This is a genomic window from Georgenia satyanarayanai, from assembly GCF_009193135.1.
Lineage (GTDB): Bacteria > Actinomycetota > Actinomycetes > Actinomycetales > Actinomycetaceae > Oceanitalea > Oceanitalea satyanarayanai.
Genome location: NZ_VUKC01000014.1, coordinates 1 through 19,514, shown reverse-complemented (window position 1 = coordinate 19,514; position 19,514 = coordinate 1). Strand labels below are relative to the sequence as shown.

Here is a 19,514-nt window from a genome sequence, read left to right as displayed (position 1 = left end):
GTCAGCCGCGCGGCTACGCTCACCCGGCACGTCGCGCGCTCCCCCTTCATCCACGCGCGGTGCGAAGAAGGAGCCCCGGGTGACGAGTACCGACACGCAGATGGCACGGCCGGCGCCGGCGGCCCGCTCCTCGGCCTTCCGCCCGGACATCGAGGGGCTGCGCGCCGTCGCCATCGGCCTCGTTCTCGTCTACCACGCCGGTGTGCGGCAGCTGCCGGGCGGGTTCGTCGGCGTGGACGTCTTCTTCGTCATCTCCGGCTTCCTCATCACCGGCCTGCTCATCCGCGAGATCGAGCGCGACGGCCGGGTGTCGCTGCGCCGCTTCTACGCACGCCGGGCCAAGCGGCTGCTCCCCGCGGCCGGGCTCGTCCTCGTCGTCACCGCGGCGCTCACCGTCTGGACCCTGCCCGTCGTCGACTGGCGCGCCTTCGGCTGGGACGTCGTCGGCGCGGCGCTGTACGTCGTCAACTGGGTGCTCGCCGGCCGCTCGGTCGACTACCTCGCCGAGGACGTCGGGGCCTCCCCCGTCCAGCACTTCTGGTCCCTGGCGGTCGAGGAGCAGTTCTACATCGTCTGGCCGCTGCTGCTCGTCCTCGTCGGCTGGCTGGTGCGCCGCGACGGACGGCTGCGCGTGCGGCCCGTCATGGTGGTCGCGATCCTCCTCATCGTCGTGCCCTCCTTCCTCTGGTCGGTCCACTACTCCGCGACCAGCCCGAACGCCGCCTTCTTCGTCACGACCACGCGCCTGTGGGAGCTGGGGATCGGCGCCTTCGTCGCCATCGGCGCCACGCAGTGGGGCCGCCTGCCCCGGGCGCTGGCCACCGTGCTCGGGTGGGCCGGGCTGGCCGCGGTCGTCCTCAGCGGCTTCCTCCTCACCGCCGGGACCACGTGGCCCGGCTCGGCCGCGCTGCTGCCCACGCTGGGCACGGCCGCGGTCATCGTCGCGGGGTTCGTCGACGGCAACCGCGGCCCGGCCCGCCTGCTCGCGTGGCAGCCGGCCGTGTGGGTCGGCGCCCTGTCCTACTCGCTGTACCTGTGGCACTGGCCGCTCGTCGTCGCGGCCACCGCCGTGTGGGGCGAGCTCGGCGGCGGGCGCGGGCTCCTCGTCATGGCGGCGGCCGTCGTGCCCGCCTACCTCAGCCACCGGTTCGTCGAGAACCCGATCCGCTTCTCCGGCAGCGTCTCGCGGTCGGACGGCCTGGCGCTGTCGGTCGGCGCGAACTTCTCGCTCGTCGGCGTGGCAGCCGGCCTCGCGCTCGTCCTCGCGGTGCCGAGCGCGGCGCCCGCCGCGAGCGGGTCTGTCAGCGGCGCGGCGGCCCTGGAGGCCCCCTCGGGGACGACGACGGCGGGACCGGGCTCGCTCGCCTCGCTCGCCGACGTGAAGGCCGTCGTCCCCGCGCCCGTGGACGCTCCCGACGACGTCCCGGCCGGCTACGCGGACGGGTGCGACGTCGACGTCACCGAGGAGGACCTTCTCGTGTGCGAGTACGGCGACCCCGACGGCGAGGTGACCGTCGCCGTCGTCGGCGACTCGAAGATCTACCAGTGGCAGTCCGCGCTCGACGCCGTCGCCGAGGAGCAGGGCTGGCGCCTCGTCTACGTCATCAAGTCCGGGTGCCCCTTCGCCGCGGCCCTCACGGTGGTCGACGGGAAGGTCAACGACTCCTGCCGCACCTGGAACGAGGAGGCCCTCGAGACCGTCACCCGGCTGCAGCCGGACGCCGTGCTCACCTCCCAGCGCAGCGGCGACGCCCCGCAGAGCGGTGACGACCTCGGGAGCAGGTCCGCGCAGGTGATGGCGGACGGGCTCGTCGAGCGGTGGGAAGAGATCGCCGAGCTCGGCATCCCCGTCGCCGTCCTCCTCGACAACCCCGCGCCGGAGATCAGCGTGTACGAGTGCGTGGCCGAGAACCTCCAGTCGCTCGAGACGTGTGCCTTCGACCGGGAGACCGGCATCGCGGAGAGTGCCGCCCCCACCCAGCGTGCTGCTGCGGAGCGGGTCCCGACGGCCCGCGTCGTCGACCTCACCGAGCACGTGTGCCCCGCCGAGGAGTGCGTGCCCGTCATCGGCGACGTCCTCGTCTACCGGCAGGGCTCGCACCTCACCGACACCTACGTCCGGTCGCTGACACCGGTGCTCAGCCGCGAGCTCGTGCCGGTCGTCGAGGAGCTGGCCGGGACCTGACCGCGGGCACGGTCTCAGGGCAGGAGCAGCCGCCCCACGGGGCCGGGGTTGTAGGCGACCTCCCACCGGAAGCCGTCAGGGTCGGCGAAGTAGCCCGAGTACCCGCCCCACTCGCGGCGCTCACCCCGGCTCGCCTCGGACGCGCCGGCGGCCCTGGCGGCAGCGAGCACGACGTCGACCTCCTCGACGGTGGCGACGTTGTGGGCGAGGGTGACCGGCACGACGCCGTCGCCGCGGGAGACCGGGCCGACCTCCGCGACGAAGGCGGCCTCGTCCCACAGCGAGAGCACGATGTGCTCACCGACCCGCACCATGACGACCTCGCCGGGCACATCGACGACGGCCGTCCACCCGAGGCCGTCGAGGTAGAACCGCCGGCTCGCGGCGAGGTCGCGCACCGCCAGGGTGACGACGCTGATCCGAGGGTCCACCACAGTCCTTCCGTCCGACCGGACCATCGTGTCACCGGAGCAGGCGTCACCCGGGGCGCGCCACGCCGCGGTGGTGACAGGTCCCCGGCGCGCTCCCCGCTACGGTGCCGTATGGACCTTCGCCACGGCGCCGACGCTCCGAGCTCCGACGCCGCCCGCTCGCTGGCGTGGACGGCGGAGATCGAACAGTCCACCCACGCGATCCGGCGGCCGTGGTTCCGCCCTCGCAGGCAGCGCGAGTACGCCTGTGGGGACCGCTCCGCCGTTGTCATCGGTTTCCGTGGCGCGCCACTGTTCGTGGACCCCGCGACGGAGTCGTCGCTCCTCGTCGACCCGGCCGAGGCCCCGCGTGTGCACTCCACCGCCCGAGCCGACGTCGTGATCGCCGGGGCGTTGCGAACCAATGGGCAGCTGCGCTTCCGCTCGTTCTACATGAAGCCGGCGCTCTCGCTCGCCGTCCAGCGACGAGCGGGCACCGAGCCGTCGGCGCTCATGACCGGGAGCCGGGTGCAGGCGCTGGTGGCGGGGCGCACGCCGTTCGTCGTGCCGCGGATCGTGGACAGCGGTCACCACGGGCCCCGCAGGGCTGACTGGCTCCTCGAGGAGGCTCTCGCCGGTGCGCCCATCACCCCCGACGCCCACGCGAGCGCGGCGCTCGAGCTGCTCCATCAGCTGCCGGAGGTCTGGAAGCGGTTCGGTGCCGAGCACGCGGCGTTGGACGACGAGGAACGATCCCGCGCCGTCACCGCGTTCACCGCGCTGGCGCAGGACCCGCCCGACGGCACCTGGCCCGCCGACCTCGACCGGCGGGCCCTGGCAGGCAGGGTCACCGCCCTGCTCGAGGACACCCGCCCCATGACGACCGGCGTGAGGCACGGGGACCCGGGGGTGGGCAACCTGCTGCGGCTCGAGGACGGCCGGCTCGGGCTCGTCGACTGGGAGTACGCCGGCCACGGCCACCTCGCGCACGACGTCATGAAGGTGCTCCTGTCCGCACCGGACCCCGCCGCCCTCGCCGCCTCCCTCCCCGCACCGCGGCTGGGCGCCGCCAGCCACGCCATGCCCTGGCGCCGGCAGGTGGCCACCGCCGTCGTCCTGTTCCTGCGCGGCTGGCGCTACCGGCGGACGAAGGCGCTGAGGAGGGGCAGCGAGGCGGCCAACGCGCACCGGATGCACCGCACGCTGCGGACGCTGGCCGTGCTGCTCGACGACTGAGCGCCCGCCACCCGGGCCGGGCACGCGCACGTGGGCATGGCCGGCGCGACACCGCCCGCCGGTAGCATCGCCGGGTGGCCGACCGTCCCCGCGTCCTCGTGGTCTCCTTCTCCCCGATCCACACCGACGCCCGCGTGCTGCGCCAGCTGTCCGTCGTCGCCCGCCGAGCCCACGTGACGACGATCGGGTACGGGCCGCGGCCGGCCGGTTCCGACGAGCACCTCCGCCTTCCCGACGGCGTCCCCTCCCTGCCCCAGACGGCCCGCGGCGTCGCGCTGCTGGCTGCGCGGCGGTGGGGCGCCGCCGAGCTCGCCGCCCCGGCGTCCCGGCACGCGCTGCGGCTCGGGGCGGGCGGCCGGTGGGACGCCGTCGTCGCCAACGACGCGCGCGCGCTGCCGGTGGCGCACCGCCTCGCGGCCGGGGCGCCCGTGTGGGCCGACCTGCACGAGTGGGCACCGGAGGAACGCAGCCACGTCACCTCCTGGCGCCTGCTCGTCGCCCCGCTCATGGACCACCTGTGCCGCACCTACCTGCCCCGCTGCGCAGCGACGACGACGGTCGCCGCCTCCATCGCCGACCTCTACGCCGAGCGCTACGGCGTGCGTCCCCGGGTCATGCGCAACGCGGCGCCGTGGGCGGACCTGTCCCCCACCGCCGTCGACGGGCCCACGATCCGCCTCGTGCACTCCGGCGGGGCCATCCCCGGCCGCAGCCTCGAGACGATGCTCGACGTCGTCGGCGAGCTCGGTGAGGGGTGGTCCCTGGACCTGTACCTCATGCCCGGCGGCGACGGGGGCCGCTACCTGCGCAGCCTGCAGGACCGCGCGGCCGGGCTGCCGGGCGTGACCTTCCACGCCCCGGTCGCCCCCGAGGCGCTGCCGGCGACGCTCAACCGCTACGACGTCGGGGTCTTCTGGATCCCGCCCTTCAACGCCAACGCCGCCCGCACGCTGCCCAACAAGCTCTTCGACTTCGTCCAGGCGCGCCTGGCCGTCGCGGTGGGACCGAGCCCCGAGATGGCCCGCGTCGTCAGCGACCACGGCCTCGGGGTCGTGGCCGGGGACTTCTCGGCGGGGGCGGCTGCCGCCTCCCTCGCCCGGCTGTCCCGCGAGCAGGTCACCGGGTTCAAGGCCGCCGCGCACGCGGCGAGCCGTGAGCTGAGCTTCGCCACCGAGGCGGCGGTCGCCGACGACGTCCTGGACCGCCTGCTGCGCTGAGCGCCCTCCCCGTGCACGCGCGTGTGACGCGGCGCACACTGGACGACGTCTCACCAACCCGACGACGTCAGGACCACTCATGTCTCAGCGCAACACCCTTGCCCGCAGCATGCACGACCTCGGCCTCGCCGCCTGGTTCGGCGGCTCCCTCATGGGCGCGATCGGCCTCAACGGCGCAGCGGCCGAGGCCCGCGACCCGCGGGAGCGGCTGGAGCTGTCCGCGGCCGGCTGGATGCGGTGGGCGCCGGTCAACGCCCTCGCCATCGGCGCGCACGCCGTGGGCGGCATCATGCTGCTCGAGGGCAACAAGGGCCGGCTCGCCAAGCAGCCGGAGGTGCAGGCGAACACCGCCGTCAAGACCGCGGTGACGCTGGCCGCCATGCTCACCGCCGCCTACAGCGGGGTGCTGGGCGCGAAGGTGGCCAAGCACTCCGACGAGGGTGCCGTCGGCGCCACCGAGCCGCGCCCCGGCGCCTCGCGCAAGCTCAAGCGAGCCCAGCGCAAGCTCCGCATCACGCAGTGGGCGCTGCCCGCGCTCACCGGGACGATCGTCGTGCTCTCGGCCCAGCAGGGCGAGCAGCAGCGGCCCGTCGCGGGCGTGCTCCGCGGCATCCGCTGACCGGGCCCCGCACCGACTGGAGCACGGGCCTGCCTCAGTCGGTGCGGGAGAGCCCGGCGAGCGCCGCCTGCTCGGCGAAGTCGGGCACCTGGGCGACGACCTCGGCGAAGCTGCCCTGCGCCACGAGCCGGCCGTCGCGGAGGAAGAACACGATGTCGGAGTCACGGATCGTCGCGAGCCGGTGGGCGACGGTGATGACGGTGACCTCCCCGTGGAGGTCGCGGATCGCTCGGGTGACAGCCGCCTCGGTCGTGGTGTCCAGGGCGCTGGTCGCCTCGTCCATGACGAGGACGCGCGGGTCGTTGTACAGGCCGCGCGCGATCCCCAGGCGCTGGCGCTGCCCGCCGGAGAAGGCGAGCCCGCGCTCGCCGATGCGGGCGTCGATGCCCCCCTCGCGGGCCTCGACGGTGTCGAGGAGCTGGGCGCGCTGCAGGGCGCGGCGCACCTTGTCGTCCTCGACCTTCTCCCGCTCCCAGGTCAGGGCGACGTTCTCGGCCACCGTCGCGTCGAAGAGCGAGACGTCCTGCGGGACGTAGCCGATGCGCCGGCGCCAGGAGTCCAGCACGAGCTCGAGGCGCTCCCCGCCCACCTCGAGGTGTCCGCCGGTGGGTTCGAGCAGCCCGAGGAGGATGTCGACCATCGTCGACTTGCCCGCGCCCGAGGAACCGACGAAGGCGACGTGCGCGCCGGCGGGGATGCGCAGGCTCACCCGGTCCAGCGCGGGCGTCTCGGCGCCCGGGTAGGTGAAGGTGACGGCGTCGAGCACGATGTCGGGGTGCTCGACGGTGAGCTCGTGCTGGGGGCGCTCGGCGGAGCGCCGCTCGAGGAGCGCCTCGGAGCTGTCGATGTCGGCGACCACCTGCCGCGCGTAGGCGGCGTTGGAGTTCACCGTCGACTGGACCGTCTGCATCCGGGTGAGGGAGGGCACGAGCCGGAAGCCGGCGACGCCGAACATCCCGACGGCGGCAACGGCCCCCTCCGGCCCGCCCGTGAGGTACCCGACGCCGGCGATGAGCGCGAAGCCGAGGATGAGCGCCGTCTCGAGCACGTAGCGCGGCACCTGGCCGAGGAAGTTCGCCTCGGCCCGCGCCCGGGAGGAGTGGCCGCGGGTCTCGTGGACGCGGGCCTGGACGTCGGGGGTGCGCCCCGCGAGGGTGACCTCCTTGAGCGCGCCGAGCGCCTCGGACAGCACGCGGACGGTGCGCTGGGACCAGTCCCGGTTCTCCCGGCCGGCGGCGACCGCCCGCGGGGAGATGATCCCGGCGAGCAGCAGCGCGACCAGCGCGAGGTAGACGATCGTCACCGCGGCGATGAGCGGGTCGAACACGACGATGGCCACGACGACGGCGAGCATCGTGCCGATCTCCCCGAAGAGCGTCATCGTCGGGATGAGGACGCCTGCCACCGTGACCCCGACCCCGACGTCGACCGTCCGCACGAGCTCGGAGGTGTTCTTCGAGAGCCGGTCGGCCCACGGGGAGGCGAGGTAGGCGGCGAAGAGCCGGTCACCGATGGCGACCTCGTGGCTGGCGAAGCGGCGCGTGGCCGCGCGCAGGAGGGCGACGGCGAAGACACCCTTGAGGACGATGACGCCGCACACGGTGACCAGGGCCGTCACCTGGCCGGCCGTCGTCGTGAGGTCGCCGATGAGCGGCAGGGACGCCTGGCCGTCGCTGAGGACGGTCTGCAGCATGGTCCCGACGAGTCCGAGCGCGACGAGGTCGAGCAGCGCGAGCGCGGCGGTGAGGATCCCGTAGGTGAGCAGGAAGCGCCGGCTCCCGGGCGGGAGCACCCTGAGCAGCGGGCGGACGATGCTCAGGACGTTCTTCACGCTCGGAGTCTACGGGCGGGCCGCGGCCGCGCCGAGGACGCGGCGGTACAGCGCGAGGAGCGACTCCTCCTCGCGCTGCCAGGTCAGCTCGGTCGCCGCCGCTCGCGCCGCGCGTCGGTAGGCGTCCGGGTCGGCGAGGATGCGGGCCATCGTGCCCGCCATCGCCGCGGCCTCCGCGTCGGTGGACGACGGCGGGACCTCGCCGTCGTCGTCGGGGCGGGCGAGGCCGAAGATCTCCCCGACGCCGTAGCGCTCGACGATCTCCCGGGTGTCGGGCAGGTCCGCGGCGGCGATGGGCAGGCCGGCGTGGATCGCCTCGAAGAGCTTGTTCGGCAGGGAGTACTCGTAGGACAGGCACGTGGGGCGGACGAAGACGACGGACAGGTCGGCGTCGGCGAGCGCCCCGGCCACCTCGTGGGGGGCGACCTTGCCGACGAGGTGCACCCGGCCGCGCACGCCGGCCCGCTCGACGCACCGGTCCAGCTGCGCGAGGTAGCCGGTGTCCCCGTAGCCCAGGACGACGAGGTGGACGTGGGCGGGCAGCAGCGCGAGCGCCGCGATGGTCTCCTCGAGCCCGCGGCTCGTCGTGATGCGCCCACCGTAGGCGATGACCTGGTCGTTCGGCGCGAGGCCCGCGAGCCGGCGCAGCCGCCCCTGCGCCGGGTCGGTCGGCTCCCCGGCCGCGGGGATGTTCCGCACCAGGGTGGGCAGCACCGGCAGCCGGTAGGTGCGCTGCAGCCAGCGGGCGATGGACGGGGAGACGGTGATGACGCCGTCGGCACGGCGGACGACCACCCGCTCGATGAGGGCCTCGACGCGCGTGCCCACGGGACGGTGGCGGACGTTGCGGTGGCGCCACAGCTCGTGGGAGTCGTAGACGAGGCGCGCGCCGGTGGTCCGGGCGATGAGCCGGCCCGGCAGGAGGGTGTTGCCGTCGTTGGCGTGGACGACGTCGGGCAGGCGGCGGCGTCCCTCGCGCGCAGCCATCACCCAGTAGTGGACGAGGATCGCCGTGCGGGCGAGCCGGTCGACCGGGTCGAGGGCCCTGGCGAGGACGGCGCTCCGCACCGCCGGCCGCGGGGAGGCCGTGTCGACAACTCGGCTGTCGGCGACAACTCGGCTGTCGGCGACAACTCGGCTGTCGGCGGGAGGGGCGGGCGCCCTCCTCGCCGAGAGCCGAGTTCTCGCGCGGGCGAGGGTGCGCTTGAGGCGCGGGACCCAGGTGATGAAGCCGGGCTCGGGGACGCGGACGAGCTCGACGCCGTCGGGCAGGCGTTCGGTGGTGGGCGGGTAGCCCAGGTGCGCACGGGCGACGGCGAGGATCGTCACCTCGGCACCCGCCTCCCGCAGCGAGTGCGCGGTCTTGAGGACGCGGGAGTCGGCGTGGGCGTCGTTGTAGACCAGCAGCGCCACCCGGGTGGCCCGCCCGTCGCGCCGGGGAAGGTCGGTCACCGCGGTCTCCTCGCCGCCCGCTCGACGACGTCGACCGCGCGGCGGGCGGCGGCCGCGGCGGAGACGTGGGCGGCGGCCCAGGCGGCCCGCCGGTGACGCTCGGGGGACGCCGGTGCGGAGTCACCGCCGGCGTCGTCGAGGGCGGCGACCATGGCGGCAGCCACCGCCTCGACGTCGTGCTCGACGGCCTGCCCGAGCCGCCCCTCGGCGACGAGCTCGCGCGCGGGCCCGACGCCGGCGAAGAGCACCGGCGTCCCGCACGCGGCCGCGGCGTAGAGCTTGGAGGGGAAGGCGAAGGCGTAGGCCCCGGCCAGCACGGAGGCGAGGGACGCGCGGGCTCCCCGGATCCACCGCGCGACCTCCTCCGGGGGCATCCGGGGCAGGAAGGTCACCGCGCCGGGGGCGAGCTCCTCGGCCTGGCGGCGCATGGCCGCGAGGTCGCTCCCCTGCCCGATGAAGACGAGCGAGGCGTCGGGCCGCTCGGTGAGCACCCGCCCCATGGCGCGGGTGAAGACGTCGGCGCCGTGCACCTCCGAGGCGGTGCCGGTGTAGACGACGTAGGGGCGCTCGCGCTCCACGGCGGGCCCGTCGGGGTGGAAGACGGTCGTGTCCACCCCGTTGCCCACGACGGTCGCCTCGGCCCCCAGCGCCCGCACCCGCTCGACGACGCCCGCGGACGTCGCGAGGACCGCCCGCGCCGAGCGCAGCACCACGCGCTCGAGCCCGCGCAGCACCGTGGCCACGAGCCCGGGCATGCCCGCGGTGACGACGGCGTCGGACCACACGTCGGCCGCGTAGTACACGACCGGCACCCGCCGCAGCCGGGAGACGACGGCGCAGACGAGTCCCGTCGTCGGCGGCGGCTCGACGACGACGACGTCAGGACGCCGGGTGAGCAGCAGCCGCAGCGCGAGCGGGACGTCGAAGCTGAGGTACTGGACGTAGCCACGGACGTACCCGTCGCGGTCCCGCAGCACCGGGCGGCGCAGCACCCGCACGCCGGCGGGCGGCACGTAGGTAACGTCGTCGGGGGTCGTCGTCGTGAGGACGGTGACGCGGTGGCCGGCGGCCGCCAGCTCCCGCACGAGCGCACCGAGCCGCAGCGAGGCGGCGGCCGGCTCGGGGGCGAAGATGCGGGTGGCGACGACGACGTGCAGCGACCTGCCCACGCGCGCTCCCTCCACGGTGCCCACCCTAGCCGCGCCGGGCCGCGCCCCCGGTCAGGGGCGCGACGTCAGGAGCAGGCGCGGGAGAACCGCTGGGTGTTGTACGCGTAGTTGCCGGCCTCGACCGAGCCCGTGGCGACGTACTGGTACTCGGGGTTGAGGATGCCGCCGCGGTGGACCTCCGAGCCCATGTACCAGTCCATCGCGGCGCGCGGGTCGGGGGTCTGCCCACGCTGCTGCCAGGTCCGCACGATGTGCTCGGACGCCGGTGAGCAGCCGGCCGCACGGGCCTCGGAGCTGATCGTGTCCCACGAGGCGTGCTGGATCCGGCCCAGCGCCACCATCGCCTGCGACTGGCGCACGGCCGCGGCGCGCAGCTGGGGCCAGGCGCGGACCGGGCCGATCCCGCGGGAGAGGCGCTCCGCGTTGATCATCTCGATCATCCGCTCGTCGTACTCCCGCATGCTGCCCACCGGCGGGGCGGTGGGATAGCTGGTGGAGCTGCGCAGGCCGATGGTGTCGGTGCCGTTGCCGTCCCAGTCGCCGACGAACGGGGCGTCGTCGGCGTTCCCGTAGGCCATGACGACGTCGGCGTCGCCGCCGCCGATGGAGTTCTTGACGTGGAAGACGTCCCCGCGGCGGATGGCGAGGGTGTCACCGCGCCGGCCGTCCCAGTCGCCGACGAGCACCTCGTCGTCCGCGCGGCCGTAGGTGACGACGGCGTCCGCGTCGCCGCCGCGGATGGAGTTCTTCAGGTGGTAGACGTTGCCGCGCCGCACCCCCAGGGTGTCGGTGCCGTCACCGTCCCAGTCGCCGATGAGGACGACGTCGTCGGGGCGGCCGTAGGTGATGACGCGGTCGGCGTCACCGCCCCGCAGGCTGTTCTTCACGTGGTAGACGTTCCCGCGCCGGACGACCGGCGTGTCGACGCCGTCGCCGTCCCAGTCCCCCATGAGCACGTCGTCCCCGGCGCGGCCGTAGGTGACGACGGTGTCCGCCGCACCGCCGGAGAGGCTGTTGCGGAAGTGGTAGGTCGCGCCGCGGCGCACCGCCAGAGAGTCGGTGCCCCTCCCGTTCCAGTTGCCCACGTAGACGGTGTCGGTGTCCCGCCCGTAGGAGAAGGACAGGTGGGTGACGCCCGCCCAGCCGTTCGTCAGGTGGTACCTGTCGCCCTCACCGTCGATGGACCCGCCCTTGGCGGCGGCGGGCGCCGCGACCAGCAGCAGGCCGAGCGTGAGCCCGGCCGCGAGCGTACGTCGTACCGTCATGTCGATCCCCCCAGGGTGTCGTCGTCGACTGTCAACGGTAGGTCCGTGATCGGACCGTGACAATTTGACGTTCGCCACACGCGGACGCGCCGACGCCGGCAGCCCGCACCGAGGCGATCGGTGCCGGCTGCCGGCGTCGGCAGCGGTGGTCAGCGCGTGGAGAAGGCGGCGTCGAAGGCGGCCTCGGACGGGCGGAAGGAGAGCTTGCGGACGAACTCCAGGGCCTCGGGCGCACCGACGAGCCGGTCCATCCCGGCGTCCTCCCACTCGACCGAGAGCGGACCCTCGTAGCCGATGTGGTTGAGCATCCGCATGGCGTCCTCCCACGGCACGTCGCCGCGGCCGGTGCTGATGAAGTCCCAGCCACGGCGCGGGTCGGCCCACGGCAGGTGGGAGCCCAGGCGCCCGTTGCGCCCGTTGAGGCGGCGCTTGGAGTCCTTGCAGTGGACGTGGAAGATCTTGTCCCGGAAGTCGAGGAGGAAGGCGACCGGGTCCAGGTCCTGCCACGTGAAGTGGCTGGGGTCCCAGTTGAGGCCGAAGGCCTCCCGGTGGCCGATGGCCTCGAGGGTGCGCTGGGTGGTCCAGTAGTCGTAGGCGATCTCCGAGGGGTGCGGCTCGAGCGCGAAACGCACGCCGACCTCGTCGAAGACGTCGAGGATCGGGTTCCACCGGTCGGCGAAGTCCCGGTAGCCGGCCTCGACGAGCTCCTCGGACGCCGGCGGGAACATCGCGACGTACTTCCAGATCGAGGAGCCGGTGAAGCCGGTGACCGTCTTGACGCCGAGGCGGGCCGCGGCCCGCGCCGTCACCTTCATCTCCTCGGCGGCGCGCTGGCGGACGCCCTCGGGCTCGCCGTCGCCCCAGATGCGGTCCGGGAGGATGTCGCGGTGGCGCTGGTCGATCGGGTCGTCGCAGACGGCCTGGCCCTTGAGGTGGTTGGAGATCGCGTAGACCTTCAGGCCGTTCTTCTCGAGGATGTCGAGGCGGTCCTGGACGTAGGCGTCGTCCTCCGCGGCACGCCACGGGTCGAGGTGGTCGCCCCACGAGGCGATCTCGAGGCCGTCGTAGCCCCACTCGCCGGCGAGGCGGGCCACCTCCTCGAAGGGCAGGTCGGCCCACTGGCCGGTGAAGAGAGTGATCGGTCGAGCCATGGTCAGTCTCCAATCTCCGTGTAGGTGCTGTGCTGCGCGCTGGACCGCTCCACCGCGTCGAGCACGCGCTGGACGTGCAGGCCGTCCTCGAAGGAGGGCGTGGGGTCCTCACCGGCGCCGAGGGCGCGGACGAGGTCGACGGCCTGGTGGACGAAGCCGTGCTCGTAGCCCAGGCCGTGGCCGGCGGGCCACCAGGCCTCGATGTAGGGGTGCTCCGGCTCGGTGACGAGGATGCGCCGGAAGCCGGCGGTCGCCGCCGGCTCGGTGGCGTCGTAGTAGTGGAGGACGTTCATGTCCTCGAAGTCGAAGGCGAGGGACCCCGTCGAGCCGTTGACCTCGATGCGGACGGCGTTCTTGCGGCCCCAGGCGAAGCGCGTCGCCTCGAAGACCGCCGGTGCGCCGCTCGAGAGCCGGCCGAGGAACATCGCGGCGTCGTCGACGGTGACCGGGCCGCGCTCGCTGCCGCCGGTGCCGTGCAGGCCGCTGAAGCTCTCGGCGATCGGCCGCTCGGTGACGAAGGTGTCGAGCATGCCCGCCACCCCGGCGATGCGCTGCCCGGTGACGAACTGGGTGAGGTCGATGATGTGGGCACCGATGTCGCCCAGCGCACCGGACCCGGCCTTCTCCTTGTCGAGGCGCCAGGACAGCGGCGCGTCGGCGTCGGCGAGCCAGTCCTGGAGGTACTGGGCGCGCACCTGGCGCACCTCACCGATGCGCCCCTCGGCGACCATCTGGCGGGCCAGCTGGACGGCCGGCACCCGGCGGTAGGTGAAGCCGACCATCGATCGGACGCCGCGGCCACGGGCGGCGCTCGCGGCGGCCGCCATGGTCTCGGCCTCGGCGACGGTGTTGGCCATGGGCTTCTCGACCAGCACGTGCTTGCCGGCCTCGAGCGCGGCGACCGCGATCTCGGCGTGAGTGTCTCCCGGCGTGCAGATGTCGACGACGTCGACGTCGTCACGGGCGATCGCCCGGCGCCAGTCCGTCTCCACGGCGTCCCACCCGAGCTGGCGGGCGGCGCTGGTGGCGCGCTGCTCGTCCCGTCCCACGAGCACCGCCATGTGCGGCTCGAGCGGCAGGTCGAAGAAGCGGTGCGCGTTACGCCACGCCTGGGAGTGGGCACGCCCCATGAAGGCGTACCCGATCATCGCCACACCGATCCGTGGCTTGTCCTCGCTCATCATGCTCCTTCACATGTGGGACCGGGGGCGCCGGACCAGCCGGCGCCCCCGGATCCTCGGGTGACTCAGGACTCGAAGGCCGAGTCGATGTACTGGTCGACGTTCTCGGAGGTCACGACGGGGGCGAAGAGCTGGACGAGGCGCGGGACCTCGACCTGCACGAGGTCGCTCATGCCCTTGTCCTGCGCGAGCAGACGCGCGAGGCGGATGCCGTCGGCGGCCTGGCTGGCCGGGTAGATGACCGTGGCCTGGACGAGCGAGTCGCCGCCCTCGATCTCACGCATCATGTTCGCCGAGCCGGCGCCGCCGACGACGAAGAACTCGTCACGGCCGGCGTTCTCGATGGCGGCCATGACGCCGACACCCTGGTCGTCGTCGTGGTTCCAGATGGCGTCGATCTCCGGCGCGGCCTGGAGGAGGTTCGCCGTGGCGGACTCCCCGCCCTGGACGGTGAAGTCCGCGGCCACGCGGTTGGAGACCTCGAGCCCGCACTCGCCGAGCGCGTCGGCGAAGCCCTGGCTGCGGTCCTGGGTCAGCGGCAGGTTGTCGATACCGGCGATCTCGGCGATGACGGCGTCCGACTGGTCGCCGAGCTGCTCGCAGATGTACGAGCCGGCGCTCACGCCCATGCCGTAGTTGTCACCGAGGACCGTGACGCGCGCGGCGTTCGGGTCGGAGAACTCACGGTCGACGTTGATGACCGGGATGCCGGCCGCCATCGCCTCGAGGGCGATGTCGGTGAGCGCCGCGCCGTCGAAGGGCAGCAGCACGATGGCGTCGACGCCGTCGTTGATGAAGGTCTCCATCTGGCTGATCTGGAGCGAGACGTCGTTGGTGCCCTCGGCGAGGCGCAGCTCGACGTCCTCGTACTTCTCGGCCTCCTCGACGGCCTGCTCCGTGATGGCGCCCATCCAGCCGTGGTCGGCGGCGGGGGCGGAGAAGCCGATGGTGACGGTGTCGCCGGGCTCGTCGTTGCTCGAGCCGGCGTTGGAGCCGGCGTCGGTGGTCGTGCCGCCGTTGTCGGTCTCCTCCGGCTCCTCGGTGTTACCGGTGCAGCCGGCGAGGAGCAGGACGGAGACGCCTGCGGCGACCGCGAAGCGGCGGGTGGTACGTGCGGACATGGGTGGTTCCTCCTTGAACGGGTACTGCTGACAGGGATGGATGGGGTCTGGGGTCTACTTGGTCCCGCGTGCCGCGAGACGCTGCTGGAGCAGGACGGCGCCGACGATGATGGCGCCCTTGGCGACCTGCTGCACCGACGTGGACAGGTTGTTGAGGATGAACACGTTGGTGAGGGTGGAGAAGATGAGCACGCCCAGGACGGTGCCGACGATCGTGCCGCGGCCACCGATGAGCAGCGTGCCACCGACGACCACCGCGGCGATGACGTCGAGCTCGAGGAGCACGCCGTGCGTCGAGGTGCCCGCACCGGTGCGGCCGAGCATCGTGACCGCGGCGATGCCGGCGGTGAGGCCGGCGATCGCGAAGAGGTACATCGTGTGGCGCTGGACGTTGATGCCGGCCAGTCGAGCCGCCTCGGGGTTGCCACCGACGGCGATGGTCCGGCGGCCGAAGGTCGTCCGGTTGAGGACGATCCAGCCGAGGACCGCGACGAGGACGAACATCCACACCGTGATCCGAAGGCCGAGGAAGCTGGCGCCGAAGAAGTCCTTGAACGCCTGGACGTCGAGGATCTGGGTCTTGCGGTCGGAGATGATCTCGGCGAGCCCGCGTGCCGCGACGAGCATGGCCAGGGTCGCGATGAAGGCGACGACCTTGCCGTAGGCGACGACGACGCCGTTGACCAGGCCCGCGGCCGTGCCGACGAGCATCGCGGTGACGGCGATGATGAGCCAGTGCGTGTCCTCGGCCATCGTCTGCGTGGCGAGCGTGGTCGCCCACACCGTGGACAGCCCCATGACCGACCCGACGGACAGGTCGATGCCACCACCGGTGATGACGAAGGTCATCCCGATGCTGAGGATGCCGACGGTCGCGGCGAGCGCGAGGATCGTCGCGACGTTGGACCCGCTGAGGAAGCGGTCCCCCGCCGTGACGAACCCGGCGACGCACAGGAGCACGAGCGCGACGACGAGACCGAGGTTCCGCACGAGTCCCGAGCCGCGGCCGCGGCGGGCCGTGGGCTTGGCCGCGCCGTCGTCCGGGACGAGGTCGCGGTTGGTGGGCGGCAGGGCTGCGGACTCGGCCGCAGCGGCGGAGGTGCCTGCCGCAGTGTTCTCACTCATGCGTGAGTTCCTTCCATGACGAGGTCGAGCACGCCGTGCTCGTCGATCTGGTCAGCGGGGCCCTGGTGGACCACGCGGCCTTCGGCGACCACGAGGACGTCGTCGGCCAGGCCGAGGACCTCCTCGATCTCACTGGAGACCATGAGCACCGCAGCCCCCTGGGCGGCGAGGCGTCGGATGAGGGAGTAGATCTCCGCACGTGCCCCGACGTCGACGCCGCGGGTGGGCTCGTCGAGGACGAGGACGTCGCAGCCGTGGACGAGCCAGCGCGCGAGCATGGCCTTCTGCTGGTTGCCGCCGGACAGCGTGCGGATCCGCCGCTCCCCGTCCGCGGGCGCCACCTGGAGGTCCTTGATCTGCTCCTCGGCCGCGCGACGCTCGCCGCGCTCGTTGAGGAAGCCCGAGCGGGCGAAGCGCGCGAAGGTGGACAGGGTGATGTTGCGGTAGACCGGCTCGTCGAGGAGGAGGCCCTGGCTCTTGCGCTCCTCGGGCGCGAGCCCGATGCCGGCGTTGACCGCGGCGGTCACCGAGCCCGGGCGCAGCTTCTTGCCCTTGACCCGGACGGTGCCGCCCGTGGCCTTGCGCGCGCCGTACACGGTCTCGAGGATCTCCGACCGGCCGGCGCCGACGAGCCCGGCGAGACCGACGATCTGGCCCGCACGGACGGTGAAGCTCACGTCCTCGAAGACACCGGCGAGGGAGAGGTTCTCCACCTCGAGCAGGGCGTCGCCGCGCTCGTGGGTACCCGCTCCGCCGCCGAAGTCGCCGCTGACCGCGCGCCCCGTCATGAGCTTGATGAGCTCGGGGGTGGGGGTGTCGGCGACCGCGAGGTTCTCCGCGACCGTGCGCCCGTCCTTGAGGACGGTGATGCGGTCGCCGATCTGGCGGATCTCCTCCAGGCGGTGGGAGATGTAGATGACCGCGACGCCGTCGGCCTGGAGGGCGCGCACGACGCGGAAGAGGTTGTCCACCTCCTCGGGGTCCAGCACGGCGGACGGCTCGTCCATGACGATGACGCGCGCGTTGTGCGACAGCGCCCTGGCCATGGACACGAGCTGCTTGCCGGCAGCGGACAGCCGCCCCACCTCGCGGCCCGGGGAGATGTCCCCGTGGCCGAGGCGGGTGAGCAGCTCCCGGGTGCGCCGGTGCGCCTCGGCCTGCCTGAGCATGCCGCCGCGCGACAGCTCGTGGCCGAGGAAGATGTTCTCCGCCACGCTCAGGCCGTCGACGACGTCGAGCTCCTGGTACATCGTGGCGATGCCGAGCTCGATCGCTGCGGTCGGCGAGCCGATCTTGACGACCTCGCCGTTCCACCGGATCTCTCCGGAGTCGGGCTGGTGCGCACCGGCGAGGACCTTGATGAGGGTCGACTTGCCCGCGCCGTTCTGGCCCAGGAGGCAGTGCACCTCTCCGGCGCGGACCTCGAGGTCCACGCCGTCAAGGGCCTTCGCGCCTGGGAAGTGCTTGACGATGTCAGTGATGTGCAGGAGGGGGGGTGTGGGGTCTGCTGTGACCATGGCGACACTGTATGGGGGCATTCTGTTGTCCGTCAATCAAAAGTCGGGCAGAGGGAAGATAGTTACGTGAGCGTGACCTGTCGAAGCATCGGTGGTTTACTCTGTGCATGGTCATACTTCCGACAGGCCTCGAGGAGCGGGGTGACATCCGGCGAGAGGCCGACCCCCGGTCGGCCGGGACCCTGTTCCAGCTCATCCGCGACGGGCGGCCCAGGACCCGAGCGGACCTCGCTGCCGTCACTGGTTTCGCGCGCCCAACGGTGGCCGCGCGCATCGACGAGCTGCTCAGCTCCGGTCTCATCGTGCCCGCGGGCGAGGCGTCCTCGACGGGCGGCCGGCCTCCCGCCACGTTCGCGTTCAACCCGGGCGCACGCATCATCCTGGCCGCCGACCTCGGCGTCAGCCACGGCCGTCTGGCGATCACCGACCTCGCGTCGACAGTCCTGAGCGAGCGGTCGCTGGAGATCGCCATCGGCGACGGACCGCAGGTGGTCCTGGACGCCGTGACGACGGCGCTGTGCGAGATGGTCGAGGAGCTCGGGCGCCCGGTGTCCGACGTCGCCGGCGTGGGCATCGGTCTGCCCGGCCCCGTCGAGCACCGCCTCGGCCGCGCGATCAGCCCGCCGATCATGCCCGGCTGGGACGGCTTCGACGTCCCGGGCCACGTGGCGAAGACCCTGCCGACGCCGGTGCTCGTCGACAACGACGTCAACATCATGGCGCTCGGTGAGCACGCCGCTCGGTGGCGCGACGTCAAGGACCTGATGTTCATCAAGATCGCGACGGGCATCGGCGCGGGGATCATCTCCGACGGCGAGCTGCGGCGCGGCGCCCTGGGCGCCGCCGGCGACCTCGGCCACATCGCCGTGCCGCGCGGCCGCCAGATCCCGTGCCGCTGCGGCAACGTGGGCTGCCTGGAGGCGCTGGCGAGCGGTCTGGCCGTGGTGGAGTCCCTGCGCGCGCAGGGGGTGGACATCCAGCGCACCGCGCAGATCGTCGACCTCGTCCGCTCGGGCAACATCACCGCCAGCCAGACGGTGCGCCAGGCGGGGCGGGACATCGGCGACGTCGTCGCCGGGTGCGTCAACCTGCTCAACCCGTCGGTCATCGTCATCGGCGGGATCGTCTCGGAGGTGGGCGAGCACCTGCTCGCCGGCATCCGCGAGGTCGTCTACAGCCGGTCGCTGCCGTTGGCCACCCAGCACCTGCGCATCGTCGCCTCGCAGACCGAGGGGCGCGCGGGCGTGCTGGGGGCCTCGCAGATGGTCTCGCAGCAGGTGCTCTCGGCACCGGCGATCGACCAGCTCCTCGCCCGGTCCTGAGACCCGGTCAGCGGCCGTCCAGCCCGGCGACGCGGATGTCGCGGAAGTACACATCATCGTCCTCACCGTGGTTCTGGAGGCCGACGTGACCGGACAGGTCACCGTCGGGGCGGTCTGAGTCAAAGCTGTTGACGAGCGTGCCGTTGAGATGGACCGTGACGGTCCGTCCCTCGACGGTGATCTCGTAGGTGTTCCACGCCCCCGGTGGTTCGAGCGCGCGTGCCACGGCTGCCTGGTCGGCCCCCTGGTGGAGGTAGATCGCGCCGGTCGTGCGGTCGGGGGCGTCCGTGGCGTCGATCTGGACCTCGTAGCCGTCGTTCACCGCCACCCAGGGGTCGTCACCCGGCTCGGGGAAGCCGACGAAGACCCCGGAGTTGTCGTCCCCGGCGACCTTCCAGTCCAGGATGAGCCGGTAGCTCTCGAGCTCCTCGGGGAACCACAGCAGGCCCATCCCGCCGACGGTGCGCAGGGAGCAGTCCTCCTGCAGCTCGAAGCTGCCAGGTCCCGCCATGCGCCACCGGTCCAGGCTCTCCTGCGTGCCGTCGAAGAGGGCACGGCCGTTGTGCTGGGACGGCGGGCACGGCTGGTCGAGCGGGTCCGGGGAGGTGCAGCCCACCGCCAGCGCGAGGGCGCCGACGACGGCGGCCGTGCACGTGCGAGAAGACATCATGGTCCGCACCTCCCCGTCCGGTCACCGGTGGCTGGGCCTCCAG

16 protein-coding genes are annotated in these 19,514 nt (G+C 73.1%); 5 read left to right on the top strand and 11 right to left on the bottom strand.

Features of this window, described 5'->3' with window-relative positions:
- Positions 1-79: 79 nt before the first annotated feature.
- On the top strand, positions 80-2,185 hold the full coding sequence (locus GD632_RS12990) for an acyltransferase family protein (RefSeq protein WP_193311481.1): 2,106 nt from the start codon (positions 80-82) through the stop codon (positions 2,183-2,185).
- 14 nt (positions 2,186-2,199) lie between these two features.
- Here GD632_RS12990 and GD632_RS12985 read toward each other — a convergent pair whose 3' ends face one another.
- Positions 2,200-2,616: a VOC family protein gene (locus GD632_RS12985; RefSeq protein WP_152192640.1), complete on the bottom strand. Its 417-nt coding sequence runs from the start codon at positions 2,614-2,616 to the stop codon at positions 2,200-2,202.
- Between the two features lie 111 nt (positions 2,617-2,727).
- Between GD632_RS12985 and GD632_RS12980 the strand changes: the two genes are divergently transcribed.
- The 3 genes from GD632_RS12980 to GD632_RS12970 all read left to right on the top strand — a co-directional run bounded on the left by GD632_RS12980 (position 2,728) and on the right by GD632_RS12970 (position 5,667).
- Complete coding sequence (locus tag GD632_RS12980) at positions 2,728-3,831, top strand: aminoglycoside phosphotransferase family protein (protein WP_152192639.1); 1,104 nt, start codon at positions 2,728-2,730, stop codon at positions 3,829-3,831.
- A 74-nt stretch (positions 3,832-3,905) separates the two neighbouring features.
- Complete coding sequence (locus tag GD632_RS12975) at positions 3,906-5,048, top strand: glycosyltransferase family protein (RefSeq protein WP_152192638.1); 1,143 nt, start codon at positions 3,906-3,908, stop codon at positions 5,046-5,048.
- A gap of 79 nt (positions 5,049-5,127) precedes the next feature.
- Positions 5,128-5,667: a hypothetical protein gene (locus tag GD632_RS12970; protein ID WP_152192637.1), complete on the top strand. Its 540-nt coding sequence runs from the start codon at positions 5,128-5,130 to the stop codon at positions 5,665-5,667.
- A gap of 34 nt (positions 5,668-5,701) precedes the next feature.
- On the opposite strand, the gene GD632_RS12965 is transcribed toward GD632_RS12970, so the two are convergent.
- From GD632_RS12965 to GD632_RS12925, 9 genes are all read right to left on the bottom strand, one after another.
- Positions 5,702-7,498, bottom strand: a complete 1,797-nt coding sequence (locus GD632_RS12965; protein WP_152192636.1) for an ABC transporter ATP-binding protein — start codon at positions 7,496-7,498, stop codon at positions 5,702-5,704.
- A gap of 9 nt (positions 7,499-7,507) precedes the next feature.
- On the bottom strand, positions 7,508-8,950 hold the full coding sequence (locus GD632_RS12960; protein WP_193311480.1) for a glycosyltransferase: 1,443 nt from the start codon (positions 8,948-8,950) through the stop codon (positions 7,508-7,510).
- Entirely contained in the window at positions 8,947-10,134 is a 1,188-nt protein-coding gene (locus tag GD632_RS12955; protein ID WP_193311479.1) for a glycosyltransferase, read from the bottom strand. The genes GD632_RS12960 and GD632_RS12955 overlap by 4 nt, the downstream gene beginning before the upstream one ends.
- Positions 10,135-10,184: 50 nt before the next feature.
- On the bottom strand, positions 10,185-11,384 hold the full coding sequence (locus GD632_RS12950) for a CAP domain-containing protein (RefSeq protein WP_152192634.1): 1,200 nt from the start codon (positions 11,382-11,384) through the stop codon (positions 10,185-10,187).
- Positions 11,385-11,533: 149 nt separating this feature from the next.
- A complete protein-coding gene (locus GD632_RS12945; RefSeq protein ID WP_152192633.1) occupies positions 11,534-12,535 on the bottom strand; it encodes a sugar phosphate isomerase/epimerase family protein in 1,002 nt (333 codons plus the stop codon).
- 2 nt (positions 12,536-12,537) lie between these two features.
- On the bottom strand, positions 12,538-13,716 hold the full coding sequence (locus tag GD632_RS12940) for a Gfo/Idh/MocA family protein (RefSeq protein ID WP_152192632.1): 1,179 nt from the start codon (positions 13,714-13,716) through the stop codon (positions 12,538-12,540).
- Positions 13,717-13,781: 65 nt separating this feature from the next.
- On the bottom strand, positions 13,782-14,837 hold the full coding sequence (locus GD632_RS12935; RefSeq protein WP_152192631.1) for a substrate-binding domain-containing protein: 1,056 nt from the start codon (positions 14,835-14,837) through the stop codon (positions 13,782-13,784).
- 54 nt (positions 14,838-14,891) lie between these two features.
- Entirely contained in the window at positions 14,892-15,962 is a 1,071-nt protein-coding gene (locus tag GD632_RS12930; RefSeq protein WP_152192630.1) for an ABC transporter permease, read from the bottom strand.
- Entirely contained in the window at positions 15,959-17,479 is a 1,521-nt protein-coding gene (locus GD632_RS12925; protein WP_193311478.1) for a sugar ABC transporter ATP-binding protein, read from the bottom strand. Before GD632_RS12925 ends, GD632_RS12930 begins: the two co-directional genes overlap by 4 nt.
- Positions 17,480-17,586: 107 nt before the next feature.
- Here GD632_RS12925 and GD632_RS12920 point away from each other — a divergent pair, with 107 nt between their 5' ends.
- Positions 17,587-18,801 carry an ROK family transcriptional regulator gene (locus GD632_RS12920; protein ID WP_152192629.1) on the top strand — a complete coding sequence of 405 codons (1,215 nt, stop codon included), beginning with the start codon at positions 17,587-17,589 and terminating at the stop codon, positions 18,799-18,801.
- A gap of 7 nt (positions 18,802-18,808) precedes the next feature.
- Here the strand turns inward: GD632_RS12920 and GD632_RS12915 are convergent, their stop codons facing one another.
- The gene (locus GD632_RS12915; protein ID WP_152192628.1) at positions 18,809-19,471 is read right to left on the bottom strand and encodes a 3-keto-disaccharide hydrolase; all 663 of its coding nucleotides are present in this window, start codon (positions 19,469-19,471) and stop codon (positions 18,809-18,811) included.
- Positions 19,472-19,514 lie beyond the last annotated feature (43 nt).